The sequence below is a fragment of the Paraburkholderia sp. genome (genome assembly GCF_024281035.1).
Lineage (GTDB): Bacteria > Pseudomonadota > Gammaproteobacteria > Burkholderiales > Burkholderiaceae > Paraburkholderia.
On the sequence record NZ_JAMXLH010000005.1, the window covers coordinates 64010 to 80745 of the forward strand.

Here is a 16736-nt window from a genome sequence, read left to right on the forward strand (position 1 = left end):
TGCTGGCCACCTGTGAATCGCATGCAATATCAGTGTTCGTCGACATCCCCTTTGCCGAGCTCCGCTTTCAGCAAGAAGCTGTTGGACGCCGCGTACTGCTGTCCGGGCTTCACGCCGCTCGTCACCTCGACGACGCGTTCGTCGCTGCGCCCGGTGCTGACCGCCTGGGCGACAAAGCCCTTTTTCGTCTGCACGAACACCGAGGGCGAGCCGTCGATTTCCTGGATCGCGTCGCTGCTCACGGCAATCGGCACCGATTGCTGGCCCGCCTTGACCGTGACGTTGACGAACATGCCGGGCCGCCACACGCCTTGCGGGTTGGTCAGCACCACGCGCGCAGGCGCCGAGCGCGTCTGCTCGCCGAGTAGTGCGCCGACGTAGGCGATGCGGCCCGCCGCGCTGGATTCGAAGGCCGCGGCATTCACCGTCGCTTCGCGTCCCACTCGCACGTCGTCGAGATGCTGCGCAGGCACCGCCATTTCGGCCCACACCGTCGAAAGGTCCGACAACACAAAGATGTTCGCGTCGGCCGCAACGGCCTCGCCGGACGTGGCGTGCTTTTCCACGATCGTTCCTGCGAACGGCGCGCGCAGTTCGTAGCGGTTGAGCGGCCCGCCATTGACCGGAGCATTCAACGCGAGCAGTTTCTGGCGTGCGTTCTGCGCGGCAATCTCCGCTTCGCTCAGTTGCATCTGTGCTTGCAGATAATCCTGTTCGGCGGAAATGCGCTCCTGCCACAGCGTCTTTTCGCGCTCGTAAGCGGTGCGTGCGGTGGCGAGCCGGCGCTCGGCGGTGAGCAGTTCGCTCCTGCGGTCGGCGAGGTCGGTACTCGCAATGACCGCGAGCAGTTGTCCCTTTTCGACGCGCTCTCCCGCGGAAACAGCGACCCGTTCGACGATCCCCGCGACTCGCGGCACAACGTGCGCGGTGCGGTCTTCGTTGAAGCGGATCTCGCCTGGCACCTGCACCGTCGATTCGATCTGTGCGGGTCCGGCTTCGGCCAGCGTGATCCCGGCGGTCTGGATCTGCTCCGGCGTGAGGGAGACGACGCCATCGCTGCGCGACCAGGCAAAGCTGGTCGTCTTGCCTTGCGACGCGACGCTGATCGAAGCATCGAAGACATGGGGCTCCGCGATCGGCCGGACCGATGTGTAGCCATCGGCGGAGGCGGCGAACCGCAGGTTTTCCGTTGTGCCGTCGATGCGGGTCAGCGTGCCGGAAAGCTGCGCGCCCGCAGCGAGGGGTTTGCCCTTGTGGCCCGGATAGACAACGAGGCGGGCATCATCGGGCTTCTCCGTGAATACGACCTCGAGCGTGAGATCGTCGGCGTGCAGAAGCGTCCCGCCGTGCGGGCCGGCATCTTCTGCTGCGTCGTGGCCGTGGCCTGCCGTTATCGCGGATGTCTCGCCATGGGAATGGTCGCGCGTGAGCGCGTAGACCGCGAGCGCGGCGCTTGCCCCGATGGCAACGGCCGTGGCGGCGACCACGATCTTTTTGCGTGGCATAGGATTTCCTTCCAGATTATTTGATTACGCGGGCGACAACGCCCGGCATCGGCGTACCCACGAGGCGGCCCAGCTCTGCGTAGGCAAGGTGAACGGCGGTCAGGGACTGCACGTAGCGCGACTGTTGCTCGAACAGCGTGCGCTGCGCGTCGAGCACGTCGAGGAAGCTGAATTTGCCGAGCTCGTAACCGCGCGACATGGCGTCGAATGCACTTCGTGCTGCGGGCAGCACATCGGTCTTCAGACGCTGCACCTCCCGGGCCGAGCTTTCGAAGCTCGCGTAGGCATGCACGAGCGCCATCCGAAGGGCGGCGTTTTCCGCGTCCATCGCAGCCGACGCGCTCTGCGCCTTGTGTGAGGCTTCGAGAATCGCGCCCTTGTTCGTGTCGAAGAGGGGCAACGGTATGGAGATGCCGACCACCGCCTGGTTATCGCGCACGCTGCCCGCGATGACGCGTTTCATTCCGGCGCTGACCGTGACGTCGGGGATGCGCTTCGCACGCTCGACCGATATCGCCGCGTTGGCGCGAAGCATTTCGGCTTTCGCCGCGCGTGAGAGCGGCGATTCGTTCAGGCGCGCGACGAGCGCGCTCAGCGGTTCCACCTCAGGCACGCGCTCCAGATCGCCCGCAACCGTGCGCCCGCGCAGTGCATCGCCGCCGGTGACGTTCTGCAGCTTCTCCACAGCGCTATCGACGCGGATCTTTGCGTTCTCCCGTTCGATTTGGGCGCCGACGGATGCAACGTGCGCTTTCGTTGCCTCGACCGGCGACACCTTTCCGGCACGCGTGCGTTTTTCCGCGATGTCTGCGGATCGGGCGGCGATGGCGGCGGCGTCTTCGGCAACCTGAAGCTGACGCTGCGCAGCGAGCAGTTCATAAAAGGCTGCCGTGACCTGAGAGCGAAGCGCGGCATCGCGATCTTCGAGTGTTGCGAGCGCTGCCTCGCGGCCGTACGACGCAACATCGAGCCTCGCGCGACGCTTGCCGCCCAGTTCGATGGCCTGATTGACGAGCGCCGTTGACGTGCGCTCCGTTCCGCCGAAGCCTTCCTGCAGGAACGACAGTTCCGGATTGGGGCGCGTGCCCGCCTGCATCAAGGTGCCTGCCGACGCATCGGCGTCAGCCCGTGCGCCGCGCAGGACGGGGTTTGCCTGCGCGGCGAGGCCGAGGATGTCGTTGAGCGACAGGGCATCGGACGACGGACTGTCTATGTCCGTGGCTTGAGCGGTGGGGGACTCGGGGACGTTACTGCTGGATGGAACCACTGGCTGCGCGCTGACCGTGGCAACGGCGGTAGTCAGCAGCAGCGTGATCAACAAGCGTGTGGGCATGCTGGAAGACAAGGATCGTGAATGTTGCGAGCGATCCTAAGGCTGCGGCGGAGTGCGAACATGACGGCCAGATGAGATTTCTGTCATGTGCCGCGGCGAGACGGAGTGATGTTTAGATATTCACAACTTTGATTGCGTGCGCCTGTATCGCTCTTGAGCAAGAAACGCAGGATTGCAAATTATCTGATCGATATCCTGGCGAACTATCCGACGCATGCCGAGCACAGTCGCCGTGCAGGCCCAGGCTGGCCGCGTCAAGCTGCCGGACAACAGACCCCGTAGCGCAAACGACCGTTCAAAGCGCTACATTGCGCGCAAATGCGGCGCATCCCGCATCCACGAGCGGCTCGACCATCTCGCGCCGCGCTTCGGGCAGGAAATCGCTCTGCCACAGGAAGCGGCAGTGACCTGGCCCGTCCGGAACGATCTGCATCGACGCGTGGTGATGTTCGAACTGGTCGCTCAAAACCGCGTAAGCGATCCGCATGCGCGTTTCGTCGATCGTGACGATGCGCTCCTGAATCACCGCGCCGTTAGCAAACGTGACGGTGCGTGTATCGCCGTCGAACGTGCAGTTCGTCAGCACGCCCGCGAACGCGTGGGCAGCGTTGCCCGGATCGCGCAGCGCGCGCCACGCGTGGGCTGCATCGGTTTCCAGTTCGAGTTCCCGAAAGAGCGAAGTCATCGCGGTCTCTCCTTTTCACGGCGTGCGCCGAACGGACCTGGCCGCATTGTGCTCGCGCCCGACGCGGCAATCCTGGGAAAAACTGCACCTGGCGTGCGCTCGCTTCGCTCGACGCGCCTCAGTGCGAATGGCGGTGGTGCACGTCCGGGAAATGCCGGTGACTGTGCGTCACGGGCGCGTGATGATGCGCATGGGTATGCGGCTCGGTGCCGTCCCAGTCGAAGTCGTGTTCGTGCTGGTGGTGCTCGTCGTGGCGGTGCCGGTGCGTGTGATCGAGCGGCTCGTGCGTGTGCTCGTGCTCGTGGCGCTCGCGCACGTGCAGCCACACGCCGAGCGCCATGAGTGCAGCCGCGAGCCAGAAGGTTGCCGCGGGACGCTCGGGCCACAGCGTGAGCGAAAGCGCCACGCCGAACAGCGGCGCGACCGAAAAATAAGCGCCCGTGCGCGCCGTGCCGAGATGGCGCAGCGCGACGACGAAGAGCACCAGACTTATTCCATAGCCCGCGAAGCCCACGGCCATGGCGCTGGCCATCCGGCCCGCATCGGGCCAGTGCGCGCCGAGCGCGAACGCGATGGCGAGATTCACGGGACCTGCGACGAGTCCCTTCAGGCATGCGACGACCATCGCGTCGTTGGTGGAGACCTTGCGGGTGAGATTGTTGTCGATGGCCCAGCACAGGCACGCTCCGGCCACGAGCAGTTCGCCCGGCTCGCCAGGTGTTATGCCCGTGTGAGAGGCGGAAAACGAAAGCAGGACGCCCCCGGCGACGATGGCCGCCATGCCGAGGAAGATCTGCGTGTCGACGTTCTCACGGAAACAGAGCCACGCGATCAACGCCGTAAAGACGCCTTCGAGATTGAGCAGCAGCGAACTGGCGGCGGCGGGCGCGGTGCTCAGGCCGAGCATCAGCAGCGCCGGTCCAGCAATGCCGCCCGCTGCAATCGCGCCGAGCAGCCAGGGCAATTCGGCGACCTTCAGGAGACTACCGGCGTGCGGCTCGCTTGCCTTGCCGCGCCCATGCCGCACGGCGATCGTGATAGCGAGGCCGAGACCGCTGCCCAGATAGAAAAGCCCCGCAACCATGAACGGCGGCAGAGCGCCGAGCAGGGCTTTCGCGAGCGGCGTGGTTACGCCGAACAGGGTCGCGGCGAGCAGGGCCGTGACGATGGCGTTCTGATGGGACTTCATGGTCGGGACGAAGCAGCGGTCGATGTGCGCGATTTTACGCGCGAGAGGCCCGTGTGGCGCCACGGTGCCCCGGCGGCGTGGCGCTTACTGCCGAATCAGCGCCATCATTGCGCCGAAACCCACGAATACGCCGCCGGTCAGGCGATTGAAGGCCTTCGCGACGCGGCGATTCTTGAGCGCGGCGCCGATGCGCGTGCCGCAACCGCCGTAGACGAGATACCAGCTCACCTCGACGACCGCGAACGTCGTGACAAGGATGCCGAACTGCGGCAACGTGGGCCGGCTTGCGTCGATGAATTGCGGCAGCAGCGCGGCGGCGAACAGGATCGCCTTCGGATTGCTGCTCGCCACGAGGAAGCCGTTGCGAAAGAGCGCGCCGGGGCGCCGCGCAACCGCCGCGACAGGCGACTCGGCTTCGTGGGCGCCGTCGTCGTGCACGGGCGCAATCCAGGCCTTGACGCCGAGGTAGACAAGATAGGCCGCGCCGATCAGGCGAAGGGCGTCGAACATGGCGGGCCAGGCTTTCAGGAACACACCGAGTCCGGCTGCGGACACCGAGAGCATCAGCACGAGCGCGGAGAGGCACCCGGCCATGCTGGCGCTGGTGCGGCGCAGGCCGTATTGCGCGCCGTGCGACATGATGAGCAGCATGTTGGGGCCGGGGATGGCGGAAATCACGAAGACGGTGGCGAGAAAGAGCCACCAGGTATGCAGACTCATGACGACGGCGGACAGAAGTGGGGCGGGACGGAGATTATGCCAGCGCCGGTGCTTTGCCCGCTGGTGCGCCGCAACAATTTCGAAACGTTTCAATCGTTAAATATTGTCAACTTCGGGCGATTGAGATTGATACGCAGGATCCGCTCGACCAGAATAAAACGATACGTGCGTGTGCGAAGGCGCGCGGCGGGTGGCTGGCGGTATGCGCGCAACGGGCGCGCAGGCGCCTTTCGACGGCGATGGAAGCTGACAACTGGAGGATCGTATGGGCATTCTGGACAAGGTAGGCGAGGTTGTAGGTGCAGTGGCCGCAGTCGAAGCGACGGAAAAGCTGGACCCGGACGCAGGCTTCCTGACGAAGGCTGCCGCAGCCGTCGCGGGTTTCGAGGGCGCGGGCAAGCTGGAAGAGGTGGTTGAAAAGAAAGAGGAAGAGAAGAAGGACGACGAGAACGCTCAGCAAGCCGACAGTTCCGATTCGCAGGCGTAACGGTTCGAGTTGGACGGCGCTGCGGCTCGCGCGCCGAACGCCAGAGATCGAAAGCCGCGGTTTTACGACCGCGGCTTTTTCCTTTTTTGGGAGCCCGGCGTATGCAGTAGTCCGACCCGCTGCGTCCTCGCCTGATTCGTGCGCTATTGATACTTTTTTCGACCTGATCGACGCGAAAAAATATATTGGACGTCTTACCGGCCCTCTCGCAACATTCCTTGTTTGCCGGCCCGCCGCCGCCTGAAACGGCGCACGGGCAGGCCCGGACACAACGCCGAACCCTGATAACCACAATATTCGAGGACACACATGCCTGACTATCGATCGCGAACTTCGACTCATGGCCGGAACATGGCTGGCGCGCGCGCCCTGTGGCGCGCCACCGGCATGAAGGACGGCGACTTCGGCAAGCCGATCATCGCCGTGGTCAACTCCTTTACCCAGTTCGTGCCGGGCCACGTTCACCTGCGCGACCTCGGCGCGCTGGTGGCGCGCGAGATCGAGGCCGCCGGCGGTGTGGCCAAGGAATTCAACACCATCGCGGTGGACGACGGCATCGCCATGGGTCACGGCGGCATGCTGTATTCGCTGCCGTCGCGCGAGCTGATCGCCGACTCGGTCGAGTACATGGTCAACGCGCACTGCGCCGATGCCATGGTCTGCATCTCGAACTGCGACAAGATCACCCCCGGCATGCTGATGGCCGCGATGCGCCTGAACATCCCCGTGGTGTTCGTCTCCGGCGGCCCGATGGAGGCTGGCAAGATCAAGTCGCCGGCCGACGGCCAGGTGATCGCCAAGATCGACCTGATCGACGCGATGATCAAGGCGGCCGATCCCAAGGTGAGCGACGCCGAGGCCGAGGAAGCCGAGCGCAACGCCTGCCCGACGTGCGGTTCCTGCTCCGGCATGTTCACCGCCAATTCGATGAACTGCCTGACAGAAGCGATCGGCCTTGCCCTGCCGGGCAACGGCACCATCGTTGCGACGCACGCCTGGCGCCGCGGTTTGTTCGAGCAGGCCGGCCGCCTGATCGTCGACCTGTGCCGCCGCTACTACCAGGAAGACGACGCGTCGGTGCTGCCGCGCAGCATCGCGACCAAGCGCGCCTTCGAGAACGCCATGGCGCTGGACGTGGCCATGGGCGGCTCCACCAACACGGTGCTGCACCTGCTGGCGGCGGCGCAGGAGGCGGGCGTCGACTTCACGATGACCGACATCGACCGCATCTCGCGCAAGGTGCCTTGCCTGTGCAAGGCCGCGCCCGCGACCGACAAGTACCACATCGAAGACGTGCACCGCGCGGGCGGCATCCTCGGCATTCTCGGCGAGCTGCTGCGCGCCGACCTGATCGACCCGGGTTGCGGCAACGTGCACAGCGGCACGCTGGGCGCTGCGATCGCGCGCTGGGACGTGAACGGAAGCACCGACGAGGCTGCGCACAAGTTCTATCGCGCTGCGCCGGGCGGCGTCGCAACCCAGGTCGCCTTCAGCCAGGAAGCCACCTTCAATTCGCTGGATCTCGACCGCGAGAGCGGCTGCATCCGCAGCAAGGAACACGCGTACTCGAAAGACGGCGGCCTGGCCGTGCTGTACGGCAACCTCGCCGAGAAGGGCTGCATCGTCAAGACCGCGGGCGTGGACGAGTCGCAGTGGGTGTTCTCCGGCCGCGCTCGCGTGTATGAGAGCCAGGACGATGCTGTCGAAGGCATCCTCGGCGACCAGGTGCAGCCGGGCGACGTGGTCATCATCCGCTACGAAGGGCCCAAGGGCGGTCCGGGCATGCAGGAGATGCTGTATCCGACCTCGTACCTGAAGTCCAAGGACCTCGGCAAGAGCTGCGCGCTCTTCACCGATGGCCGCTTCTCGGGCGGATCCTCGGGTCTCGTGATCGGCCATGCCTCGCCGGAAGCGGCGGAGGGCGGCACGGTGGCGCTCGTCAACGATGGCGACGCCATTCACATCGACATCCCTAACCGCAAGATCCACCTCGACGTCTCCGACGAGGAACTGGCGCGCCGCCGCGCCGCCATGGAAGCGCGCGGCGCGCGTGCGTGGCAGCCGGAGAATCGCGAGCGCGTGGTCTCGGTTGCGCTGCAGGCATACGCGGCGCTGGCCACTTCGGCTGACCGCGGCGCCGTGCGGGATCTCTCGCAGCTGAAGCGCAAGTAAAGGGCCGCGCTGTACGGTCGACAGCCATCAGGCGATAACGGACGACGGGACCGATATGCGAGTAGCGCATATCGGTCCCGTCGCCGTTTGGGCGATGCCGAAATCATTTGCACCGCATCGTATTGATGGCGATTGATGAGCGGCTTTTCTGGTTCCAGATAATTCGAATTGCAATGCATATTGCAGCTGGATGAGTGGGGCGATGAATCAAATCGGCAACGGCAGGATTCGGTTCGTTGCAGACTTGGGCCGCACTCTCACGCTTGACGGCGTGTGAAGAAACCGTAACCACGGGTAAGCGGAATCGTCGAATGACGCCCGGAAAATCGAGTCAGAGCGAGCCGTCTGCAACCGTTCAGGCCTGCTAGACTTAAAGTCTCCCGGTCAACCATGGAGGAAAACATGACGACCGTTTACGTCGTGAAAACCGGTGACCAGTTCCTCTGCGCCGCAGAGGATGGAGACATCGGCATGGCGCCGGCGACCGAAGATGCCAAGTGCTTTCTCTCGTATGAAGAGGCGGAAAAAGTCGCGCACGCGCACGCCGATCCCGGATACGAAATTGTGGCCATCGTCGTTACCCGGCACTAACGCTGAGTTCGCTGGACGCTCGCTAAAAGAGGGCGCCAGCATTTTTGCTGGCGCTTGCGTTAAAGCGACGACGCCCAAGCACCACGGCCGTCGTTTCAACGCAGGATTGCTGCATCCAATGCGAATCAAGGTAATTCGGCGTAGGGCAAGCCTGCGACGATCTTTGTGCTCGATCGAGAAGTGCGGTGCGGCCAGTTTCGGTCACGCGACGTTCTGGTCCAGCCTTGTTTTTTTCGCCGAACCCCAAGAATCAGCCCACTATAAAGTGCCTTTTACTTCTTCGTATCCAACAAAAAGGCTATAGCGTTTTGTAGTAAAGCGGATAACACAATACGCCGGATCATCGGGGCCGCTCCATTCGCTTCCCATGACCGGAAACCACATATCATTTTTGGTTTCGGGATCGGTCAATATTTCAGCCGTGCCCACAAGCGTTATGTTGTACTCGCTGGTGTTGACACACACGCTGGCACGATTGCAGTTTTTAATTCGCTGCGCTGAATCTCTATCAAGTGAAGTGGCAAACGTAAGCCATTTGATGCCGTCTGCTTTTGCGATGGTCAATGTGGAGGCCGTGGGATAGCCATCTTCATCGATGAGTGCAAGAGCAGCGTATCCCGCCATGCCGCCGCCAATATAGCCCGTTTTCGCATTAATTATTTCTGCTGCTTTGGCGACAATATCCTGATTCATTTTTCAGATCCTTTCTGAAAAAAGATTCCGTAGTGGATCCCGGGTTTCTCACCGCGGTAGAAACTGCTGGCACTCCGTATCGAACCAATAATTGACCAGGCGCTGCGCCGCCTGCAGATCGTCTGGATAGTATGGGTCGTCGTTCCATGGTGACGGGTTGTAGCCCGCTTTCCTCAGGGCCACAAGTTCGCTCTGGTGTTCCGCCATCGTCGGAGGCGCGTTGCTTCTAAGCGCGGCCAGATCACGGCACTCCGTTGGGGTCAGATGTGGCCCGCTTTGTTGCCAGCCTTGTGGCGCGGTGCCGACGGCACAACCGGTCAGCAGCAGTACCAACGCAGTAAGCGTCGAGCAATTTTTCGGGAGGTTTTCCATAATGCATCTCCACGCGTCTGATTAGCGTAACGCAAGCGGCGCGATGCCGCCGGTCACGCGTGACTTCCGCTTCTATTTTGCCTGAGGCCAGTCACCGGAAGAGGCGCACTGTACAAAGAGAAGAAAGCCAGGCGCCAGCGCCTTGAATGACCGGCGTACGTCAAAAAGAGAAGTCCGCACATCGGTTGTCGTGCGTCGCGGAAGGGGCGGTTTTTGCCGCCCCAATCGTCTGGACGCGCGGCGCACGATTAACGCTGCGGCAAGACCAGCGTCGGTTCACTTTGAGCCGCTCGCGAACCCTGCAGCGTAGACGTCCAAAGATCTCCTCGGGCCTGACGAGCAGTCATTCGGTTCGAGCGCACGCTGCCTGGCAGGCTGCGCTCGTCTGACCCAAAAGTTGCACCGGCAACGTTATAAATAGACTCCGTTCAATTGATACCTATACCCCGGTACCCTATCCGGCGTAATATAGCCCCCTACCGTATTCAGGAGGGGCCGTGAGCCATACGATTCGCGACAAACAGAAGTTGCTCAACCGGGTTCGCCGCATTAAGGGGCAGGTCGAGGCCATTGAGCGCGCACTCGAAGAAGAGCGCGGCTGCATGGATGTGCTCCAACTCATTACCAGTACGCGAGGCGCGATGAACGGCCTGCTTGCCGTGGTGCTTGAAGATCACATCCGAACGCATCTCGTCGACGCAGAGCCGGACGACGGGCACGGCAGCGGCACCGAGCAACTGATTGAGGTAGTCCGCAGCTACTTCAAGTAAGAGGAAACCATGAGCAGCTTTGAAAATTCCGCTTTCGGAGCGGGGCACGACCATATCTTCCTGGGTGCGGGCCATGAAGACAACGAGCGCAGGACCTGGATGGTGATTGCCCTGTGCAGCGCGATGATGGTGGCTGAAATTGTCGGCGGCAGTCTTTTTGGCTCGCTGGCGCTCGTCGCCGATGGTCTGCATATGTCGACACATGCCGGCGCGATGCTGATTGCCGCTTTGGCGTACACCTACGCGCGCAAGCATGCGACCGACAACCGCTTCGTATTCGGCACCGGCAAGCTGGGCGACCTCGCAGGCTTTACCAGCGCCATCGTGCTCGCCATGATTGCGCTGCTGATCGGATACGAAGCCGTGTCGCGCTTTCTCTCACCCGTGCCTATCCACTTCGGTCAGGCGATTCCTATCGCCGTGCTTGGATTGCTGGTCAATCTTGCGAGTGTCTGGCTGCTCAGCGACGACCACCATGGCCACAGTCATGGTCATGGTCACAGCCACGGACACGGCCATGGTCACAGCCACGAAGACGAACACGGTCACGAAGACGAAGTCCATCGCATCTCCGGCAGTACGGGCGTGATTGCTTTGTCGGTATTCGAAGACGGTGTACCGCCTGTTTTCCGCATTACGCCCGAAACGGCTTCTGCGAAGCTGAACGCCGATGCTGTTTCAGTTACGACGATTCGCCCCGATGGCACGCGGCAGACCTTCGCATTCGCCGATCACGGTGGCTATCTGGAGTCGACGGACGACATTCCCGAGCCGCATGCATTCAGGGCCATTGTCCGGTTGCCTGATGGTGAGCATCGGATTGCGTTCGAGGAGCACGAGCACGATCACGACGATGCACAGGCGGCCGCAAATCGTGACCACAACATCCGCTCGGCCTACATTCACGTCATTGCCGACGCGGCGGTTTCCGTGCTCGCGATCATCGGCTTGCTGCTGGCGCGTGCGTTTGGCTGGGTCTGGATGGACCCGCTTGCGGGCGTAATCGGCGCCCTGGTGATTGCAAACTGGTCGTGGGGCTTGATGCGCGATACGGGCGGCATTTTGCTCGACATGAATCTGGACAAGCGCATGGCCGAGAACGTCCGTCATGCCATCGAAGACAACGGCGACACCGTGCTCGATCTCCACGTCTGGCGCGTCGGGCCGGGGCACATGAGTGCGGTGGTTTCAGTTGTCACACGAGAAGCGCAGCGTAGCCCAGGTTTCTATCATGCGGTGCTCAAGCGGTTCAAGGGGCTGTCGCATTTGACGGTCGAAGTCAATCCGGCCCGCCCGGCCACGTGAGCGATGGCAGTCAAACTGCATTTCATGGAAGCGTGGTGCGCAGTGTTTCAGTGCATTCGACATTCAGATAAACGGTAACCGGGGAGTGGGAATGAGCTGTGAGTGTTCTCGGATTTCGTCCAATACGGCCGCCCAACGGAAGACGATCAAGATTGCGCTGGTTCTGAATCTGGCGATGTTCGTGATCGGTATCGTGGCGGGATGGCGTGCGCAATCGATGGGAATTCTGTCCGACGCGCTGGACATGTTGACCGACGCGGCTGCCTATGCGCTGGCGCTGATGGCATTCTCACGTGGGATGTCGTTCAAGCGGAATGCCGCCAGATGGACCGGCGGCATCCTGGTGCTACTGGGGGCGGGCATGATAGCCGAGGTGATCCGGCGCTGGTACGCGGGCAGTGAGCCGATCGGTATGGTGATGCTGGCCTATTCGGTTGTATCGTTCGCGGTCAATCTTTACGTCCTCGTGCAACTGGCAAAGTACCGGCGCGGTGAGGTTCATATGCGCGCGAGTTATATCTGCACGCGTGCCGATGTCCTCGCCAACATCGCGGTGTTCTTGTCGGGCGGCATCGTGCTGGCGACAGGCTTTCGTGCGGTCGATCTGCTGGCAGGGTTTGTCATCGGGCTCTATGTGCTGAGAGAGGCGGTCGAGATCCTGCGAGAGGCAAATGAAGCGGGCGCTACGATCTGAACGCGGACCTTGACGACTCAGACGTCATGGCCGGTCTCTCGATCTGCTGAACAGGGTGAGGATCGTGTTGGGAATGATCCCCGCACGGTTTTCACTTTCCGTGTTAATCCGGACTGAGGCGAGTGGAGATTTTGATCGCGCTGCGAGCGGACGCAAATGTGCCCGCTCGCAGCGCTATGCCGCGTCGTTGCTACGCAGCGATGTTGGCAGACGTGTTTTGCTCGTCGTGGTCATCGGCCGTGTATCGGGCCACAAGCGTCATCGGCCCGGTTTCGCCGATGTCGACGCGGACCGTGTGGCCGCTGCCTGGCGCGACGTCGCAAGCTTGTCCCTCGATGTTTTCCATGCGAGTCAAGGTCAGGTCGCGCGTGCTATCCGGCGTCACGATCTCCAGCGCGTCGCCAACGGTAAAGCGATTTTTCACGTCGAGCGTCGTGAGCCCGGTCGCTGCGTCATAAGCCAGCCATTCGCCGACGAACTGCTGACGCGCGTTGCCCGAGGCGCCGCTCAGGTAGTTCTGATATTCCTCGGAGTGATGCCGCTGCAGGAAGCCGTCGGTGTAACCGCGATTGGCGAGGCCGTCGAGGCGGCCGATGAGCCCCGCGTCGAACGGGCGGCCGGAGATCGCGTCGTCGATGGCGCGCGTGTAGAGCTGTGCGGTACGCGCGACATAGTAGTGCGACTTGGTGCGGCCTTCGATTTTCAGGCAATCGACGCCGATATCGACCAGTCGCTGCACATGCTCAATCGCGCGCAGGTCACGCGAATTCATTAGATACGTGCCGTGCTCGTCTTCGGACAGCTCCATCCATTCGCCGCTGCGGTTTTCTTCTTCTTCCAGCAGGTACACGCGATCCGCTGCCGCGTGGCGCGGCACGTGTTCGCCTTCAGGCGTGAGGGTGGATTCGGTCATGCGATAGCTCCAGCGACACGCGTTGGTGCAGGTGCCCTGATTCGAATCGCGGTGATTGAAATAGCCGGAGAGCAGACAGCGGCCGGAATACGCCATGCACAACGCGCCGTGCACAAAGACTTCGAGTTCGGTATCGGGGCAGCGTTGGCGGATCTCCTCGATCTCGTCAAGCGAGAGTTCGCGCGACAGGATCACCCGCGATACGCCGATCGAATTCCAGAAACGGATGCTGGCATAGTTGACGGTGTTGGCCTGCACGGAAAGGTGAACTGGCATGTCGGGCCACGCTTCGCGGACCATCATGATCAGTCCGGGGTCGGCCATGATCAGCGCATCCGGCCCAAGGGCTACCGCACCCGACAAGTCCTTGATGAAGGTGTCGACCTTGCGGTTATGCGGCATCAGATTGACGGTCAGGTAGAAGTGCTTGCCGGCGGCCCGGCACGCTTCGATACCCTTGCCGAGGAAGTCGGTGTTGCGGAACTCGTTGTTGCGCGCACGCAGGCTGTAGCGTGGCAGGCCCGCGTACACCGCATCGGCGCCGTATGCGAGAGCGTAGTTCAAGGCGCGTAGCGAGCCGGCGGGGCTGAGGAGTTGTGGGCGCTTCATGGCGTATGCCTGCAGGACAAAACCCGCAAGGATACCAGTGTTTCCTGGGCGTCCCTTGCGCCGGCCCGTGTCGGAGTGTGGCTTTTAGCGCGTCACGGATATCCGCTCAGACCCGGCTACAGGCGCCGCAGCCCGGTCACGGCTCTGATTCGTCGCCAGCGCGTTTGTCGATCAACTGCGCCAGTCGTTTGGTGTCGGCGTTCGTCCAGCCCTCGGGAGGCACAACGCTGGCCCAACCCTTGATGTATTCTTCGGACGAATCGTTGTGCCCGAAACCTTGCGGCACCTCGAGCTGGTTAATCAGATCGCCCACCGACTGCACGCCGGAGACGATGGGAAACCAATGCATGGCGGCAGGCACGTCGAAGCCGCGGGGCGGAGCCATCCATTGCGGTGGCTGACTATCCGAGTGTAGTAGCGTAGTCGGGCAACGGTTACGCGTTGACCCGATACCCATATCGAGAAATGCGAAGGATCGCTTCGAGTCGGCCTCACCATGCCGCCACCAATTGGCACCCGCGGGCACGCGCGACACCCGCGGACGGCCTATCATATCCACTCCATACAGATTCAGGCGCTATCGATGCAAACCTCGCCGATCCTTGAGTCCGCGTTGACCTGTCCGAAGTGCGGGGACGTGTCGGTCGTCGTCATGCCGACCGACGCCTGTACTTACTTCTACGAATGCCCGAGTTGCAAAGCCTTGCTAACTCCAAAGTCTGGCGACTGTTGTGTCTTCTGTTCGTATGGCTCGGTCAAGTGTCCGCCCATGCAAGACGGACACGCGTGCTGCGCAAAGTCTGTCCCTCAATCCGAACGCTGAGCGCCTGCTTTCCGAAAAAGCGAATGATTTCCAGCCGCCGCTGAGAAATCAGGTTGAAGCCATAGCGTTTAAGGAAGGCGACATCAACGAGGGCTACGGTCCTGCGGGTAACCGCTAGAATTGCGGTTTTAGCCCGGAATACGTCCATGTCATTTGCCTCGCTTGGCCTGATCGATGCGTTGCTGCGCAATGTGCAGGAGCTCAATTACCAGACACCTACGCCGGTGCAGGTTAAGGCGATTCCTGCTGTGCTCAGTGGCAAGGACGTCATGGCTGCGGCGCAGACCGGTACGGGCAAAACAGCCGGTTTTGCGCTGCCGCTGTTGCAACGGCTGGTACAACACGGCCCGGCGGTGTCGAGCAACCGTGCACGTGTTCTGGTGCTGGTGCCCACGCGTGAACTGGCCGAACAAGTGCTGCAAAGCTTCGTCGCTTACGGTAAAGACCTCGACTTGCGATTTCTGGCCGCCTACGGCGGCGTGAGTATCAACCCGCAGATGATGAAGTTGCGCAAAGGCGTGGATGTGCTCGTTGCCACGCCGGGCCGTTTGCTTGATCTCAATCGCCAGAACGCAGTGCAGTTCGATCAGGTCCAAACGCTGGTGCTCGATGAAGCCGACCGCATGCTGGATCTGGGCTTTGCACGCGAACTCAACGCCGTCTTTGCCGCTTTGCCCGCTCAGCGCCAGACGCTGCTGTTCTCCGCCACGTTTACCGACGATATCCGCGCCATGGCGGCGAACATTCTGCGCGGCCCGGTCAATATCAGCGTCAGCCCGCCCAATGCCACGGCCAGCAAGATCAAGCAGTGGGTGGTGACGGTGGATAAAAGGAACAAGCCCGACCTCTTCATGCACCTTGTGGCTGAGAACAACTGGGAGCACGCGCTGGTGTTCGTCAAAACCCGCAATGGCGTGGATTACCTGGCGGGCATGCTGGATGAAGCGGGCTATGCGGTCGACACGATTCACGGCGATAAACCGCAACCCGCGCGCCTGCGTGCGCTGGAGCGCTTCAAGACCGGCGAAGTAAATATGCTGGTCGCCACCGATGTGGCTGCGCGCGGGCTGGATATCGACGACCTGCCGCTGGTGATCAACGTTGATCTGCCCATCGTGGCGCAAGACTATGTGCACCGCATTGGCCGTACCGGCCGCGCGGGCGCAAGCGGTGTGGCGGTGTCTCTCGTGTGTGCCGACGAAGCGCCGCAACTGGCCGCGATTGAAGCGCTGATCCGGCAAACGCTGCGCCGTGAAGAAGAGCCGGGTTTTGAAGCTGAACACCGCGTGCCGCAAACCAGCGCGACGGGCGAGCTCATCAAGAAACCTAAAAAACCCAAGAAGCCCAAAGTGCCGCAAGCTGCATCGGGCGCCATGCAGGTGCCCGGCAAAAGCCAGCAAGGTGGCGAAAACAAACGCAAGCCTGCGGCGCAGCGTGCTGCGGGCGCGGGTAAAGGTGCGAGCTTGTCCGGCGCTAACCCATTCAGCGTGCAAAAGCCGCGCGGCAAACCCGCGAGCAAGCCAGCGAGCAAGCCAGCGAGCAAGCCAGCTGCGGGCTCACGTAAGCCGGCTGGTAAACCCGCTGGTGGCCGCGGTAAACGCCAACCCTGATCCGTGGGGACGAGTAACGCCAGCCCTTGAACAGGCAGGCGGGTAATTGTAGCGGCTTGCATTTGAAACCGGCCGTGCTTGCAATCGACGCGGTTTCCTGCTCGAAATAACTGCAACTGACAGAGGCCGCGGGCTCGGATTATCTGCAACTGTGCTTGCATTCAGCCCGCCGTGCTTGCATTCCATCGTCGCGTGCTCACATTATCTGCAACTGACGGGAATCAGATCGGCAGCCCAGCACCGGCTCTGGAAGTCAGCCGGCGTG

At 62.2% G+C, this 16736-nt stretch carries 18 protein-coding genes; 8 read left to right on the plus strand and 10 right to left on the minus strand.

From position 1 onward, the window contains the following. Positions 1–29 precede the first annotated feature (29 nt). The 5 genes from Q0L30_RS01165 to Q0L30_RS01185 form a co-directional block, all read right to left on the minus strand. The gene (locus tag Q0L30_RS01165; protein WP_296650066.1) at positions 30–1505 is read right to left on the minus strand and encodes an efflux RND transporter periplasmic adaptor subunit; all 1476 of its coding nucleotides are present in this window, start codon (positions 1503–1505) and stop codon (positions 30–32) included. Positions 1506–1521: 16 nt separating this feature from the next. Continuing rightward, positions 1522–2838: a TolC family protein gene (locus Q0L30_RS01170; protein ID WP_296650069.1), complete on the minus strand. Its 1317-nt coding sequence runs from the start codon at positions 2836–2838 to the stop codon at positions 1522–1524. Between the two features lie 295 nt (positions 2839–3133). Next, positions 3134–3523 carry an SRPBCC family protein gene (locus Q0L30_RS01175; RefSeq protein WP_296650071.1) on the minus strand — a complete coding sequence of 130 codons (390 nt, stop codon included), beginning with the start codon at positions 3521–3523 and terminating at the stop codon, positions 3134–3136. Positions 3524–3641: 118 nt separating this feature from the next. Further along, a complete protein-coding gene (locus Q0L30_RS01180) occupies positions 3642–4712 on the minus strand; it encodes a DMT family transporter (protein ID WP_296650074.1) in 1071 nt (356 codons plus the stop codon). Positions 4713–4796: 84 nt separating this feature from the next. Further along, on the minus strand, positions 4797–5432 hold the full coding sequence (locus Q0L30_RS01185; protein ID WP_296650076.1) for a LysE family translocator: 636 nt from the start codon (positions 5430–5432) through the stop codon (positions 4797–4799). Positions 5433–5697: 265 nt separating this feature from the next. On the opposite strand from Q0L30_RS01185, the gene Q0L30_RS01190 reads away from it, so the two are divergent. The 3 genes from Q0L30_RS01190 to Q0L30_RS01200 all read left to right on the plus strand — a co-directional run bounded on the left by Q0L30_RS01190 (position 5698) and on the right by Q0L30_RS01200 (position 8682). Further along, entirely contained in the window at positions 5698–5919 is a 222-nt protein-coding gene (locus Q0L30_RS01190; RefSeq protein ID WP_296650079.1) for a hypothetical protein, read from the plus strand. A gap of 309 nt (positions 5920–6228) precedes the next feature. Next, positions 6229–8091, plus strand: coding sequence for a dihydroxy-acid dehydratase (ilvD, locus tag Q0L30_RS01195; RefSeq protein ID WP_296650081.1), 1863 nt, complete (start codon positions 6229–6231; stop codon positions 8089–8091). A gap of 402 nt (positions 8092–8493) precedes the next feature. Next, a complete protein-coding gene (locus Q0L30_RS01200; protein WP_296650084.1) occupies positions 8494–8682 on the plus strand; it encodes a hypothetical protein in 189 nt (62 codons plus the stop codon). A gap of 258 nt (positions 8683–8940) precedes the next feature. Here the strand turns inward: Q0L30_RS01200 and Q0L30_RS01205 are convergent, their stop codons facing one another. Both Q0L30_RS01205 and Q0L30_RS01210 read right to left on the minus strand, forming a co-directional pair. Beyond that, on the minus strand, positions 8941–9375 hold the full coding sequence (locus tag Q0L30_RS01205) for a pyridoxamine 5'-phosphate oxidase family protein (RefSeq protein WP_296650086.1): 435 nt from the start codon (positions 9373–9375) through the stop codon (positions 8941–8943). Positions 9376–9423: 48 nt separating this feature from the next. Then, complete coding sequence (locus Q0L30_RS01210; protein ID WP_296650088.1) at positions 9424–9747, minus strand: DUF4148 domain-containing protein; 324 nt, start codon at positions 9745–9747, stop codon at positions 9424–9426. Positions 9748–10244: 497 nt separating this feature from the next. Here Q0L30_RS01210 and Q0L30_RS01215 point away from each other — a divergent pair, with 497 nt between their 5' ends. From Q0L30_RS01215 to Q0L30_RS01225, 3 genes are all read left to right on the plus strand, one after another. After that, positions 10245–10517, plus strand: a complete 273-nt coding sequence (locus Q0L30_RS01215) for a metal/formaldehyde-sensitive transcriptional repressor (protein ID WP_296650090.1) — start codon at positions 10245–10247, stop codon at positions 10515–10517. Positions 10518–10526: 9 nt separating this feature from the next. Next, on the plus strand, positions 10527–11822 hold the full coding sequence (dmeF, locus tag Q0L30_RS01220; protein ID WP_296650093.1) for a CDF family Co(II)/Ni(II) efflux transporter DmeF: 1296 nt from the start codon (positions 10527–10529) through the stop codon (positions 11820–11822). Between the two features lie 91 nt (positions 11823–11913). Then, positions 11914–12516 (plus strand): cation transporter, encoded by a 603-nt coding sequence (locus Q0L30_RS01225; RefSeq protein WP_296650094.1) that lies wholly within the window; start codon positions 11914–11916, stop codon positions 12514–12516. Between the two features lie 190 nt (positions 12517–12706). Here the strand turns inward: Q0L30_RS01225 and yegQ are convergent, their stop codons facing one another. Together yegQ and Q0L30_RS01235 are read right to left on the minus strand one after the other, a co-directional pair. Next, on the minus strand, positions 12707–14038 hold the full coding sequence (yegQ, locus tag Q0L30_RS01230; RefSeq protein ID WP_296650097.1) for a tRNA 5-hydroxyuridine modification protein YegQ: 1332 nt from the start codon (positions 14036–14038) through the stop codon (positions 12707–12709). Positions 14039–14174: 136 nt separating this feature from the next. Next, a complete protein-coding gene (locus tag Q0L30_RS01235; RefSeq protein ID WP_367277752.1) occupies positions 14175–14591 on the minus strand; it encodes an alpha/beta-hydrolase family protein in 417 nt (138 codons plus the stop codon). Between the two features lie 30 nt (positions 14592–14621). On the opposite strand from Q0L30_RS01235, the gene Q0L30_RS01240 reads away from it, so the two are divergent. Next, on the plus strand, positions 14622–14861 hold the full coding sequence (locus Q0L30_RS01240; protein WP_296650099.1) for a GDCCVxC domain-containing (seleno)protein: 240 nt from the start codon (positions 14622–14624) through the stop codon (positions 14859–14861). Here the strand turns inward: Q0L30_RS01240 and Q0L30_RS01245 are convergent. Further along, positions 14794–15009 (minus strand): hypothetical protein, encoded by a 216-nt coding sequence (locus Q0L30_RS01245; protein WP_296650161.1) that lies wholly within the window; start codon positions 15007–15009, stop codon positions 14794–14796. The two genes, Q0L30_RS01240 and Q0L30_RS01245, sit on opposite strands and share 68 nt — an antisense overlap. Between Q0L30_RS01245 and Q0L30_RS01250 the strand changes: the two genes are divergently transcribed. Continuing rightward, on the plus strand, positions 15008–16471 hold the full coding sequence (locus Q0L30_RS01250; RefSeq protein WP_296650102.1) for a DEAD/DEAH box helicase: 1464 nt from the start codon (positions 15008–15010) through the stop codon (positions 16469–16471). The two genes, Q0L30_RS01245 and Q0L30_RS01250, sit on opposite strands and share 2 nt — an antisense overlap. Positions 16472–16736 lie beyond the last annotated feature (265 nt).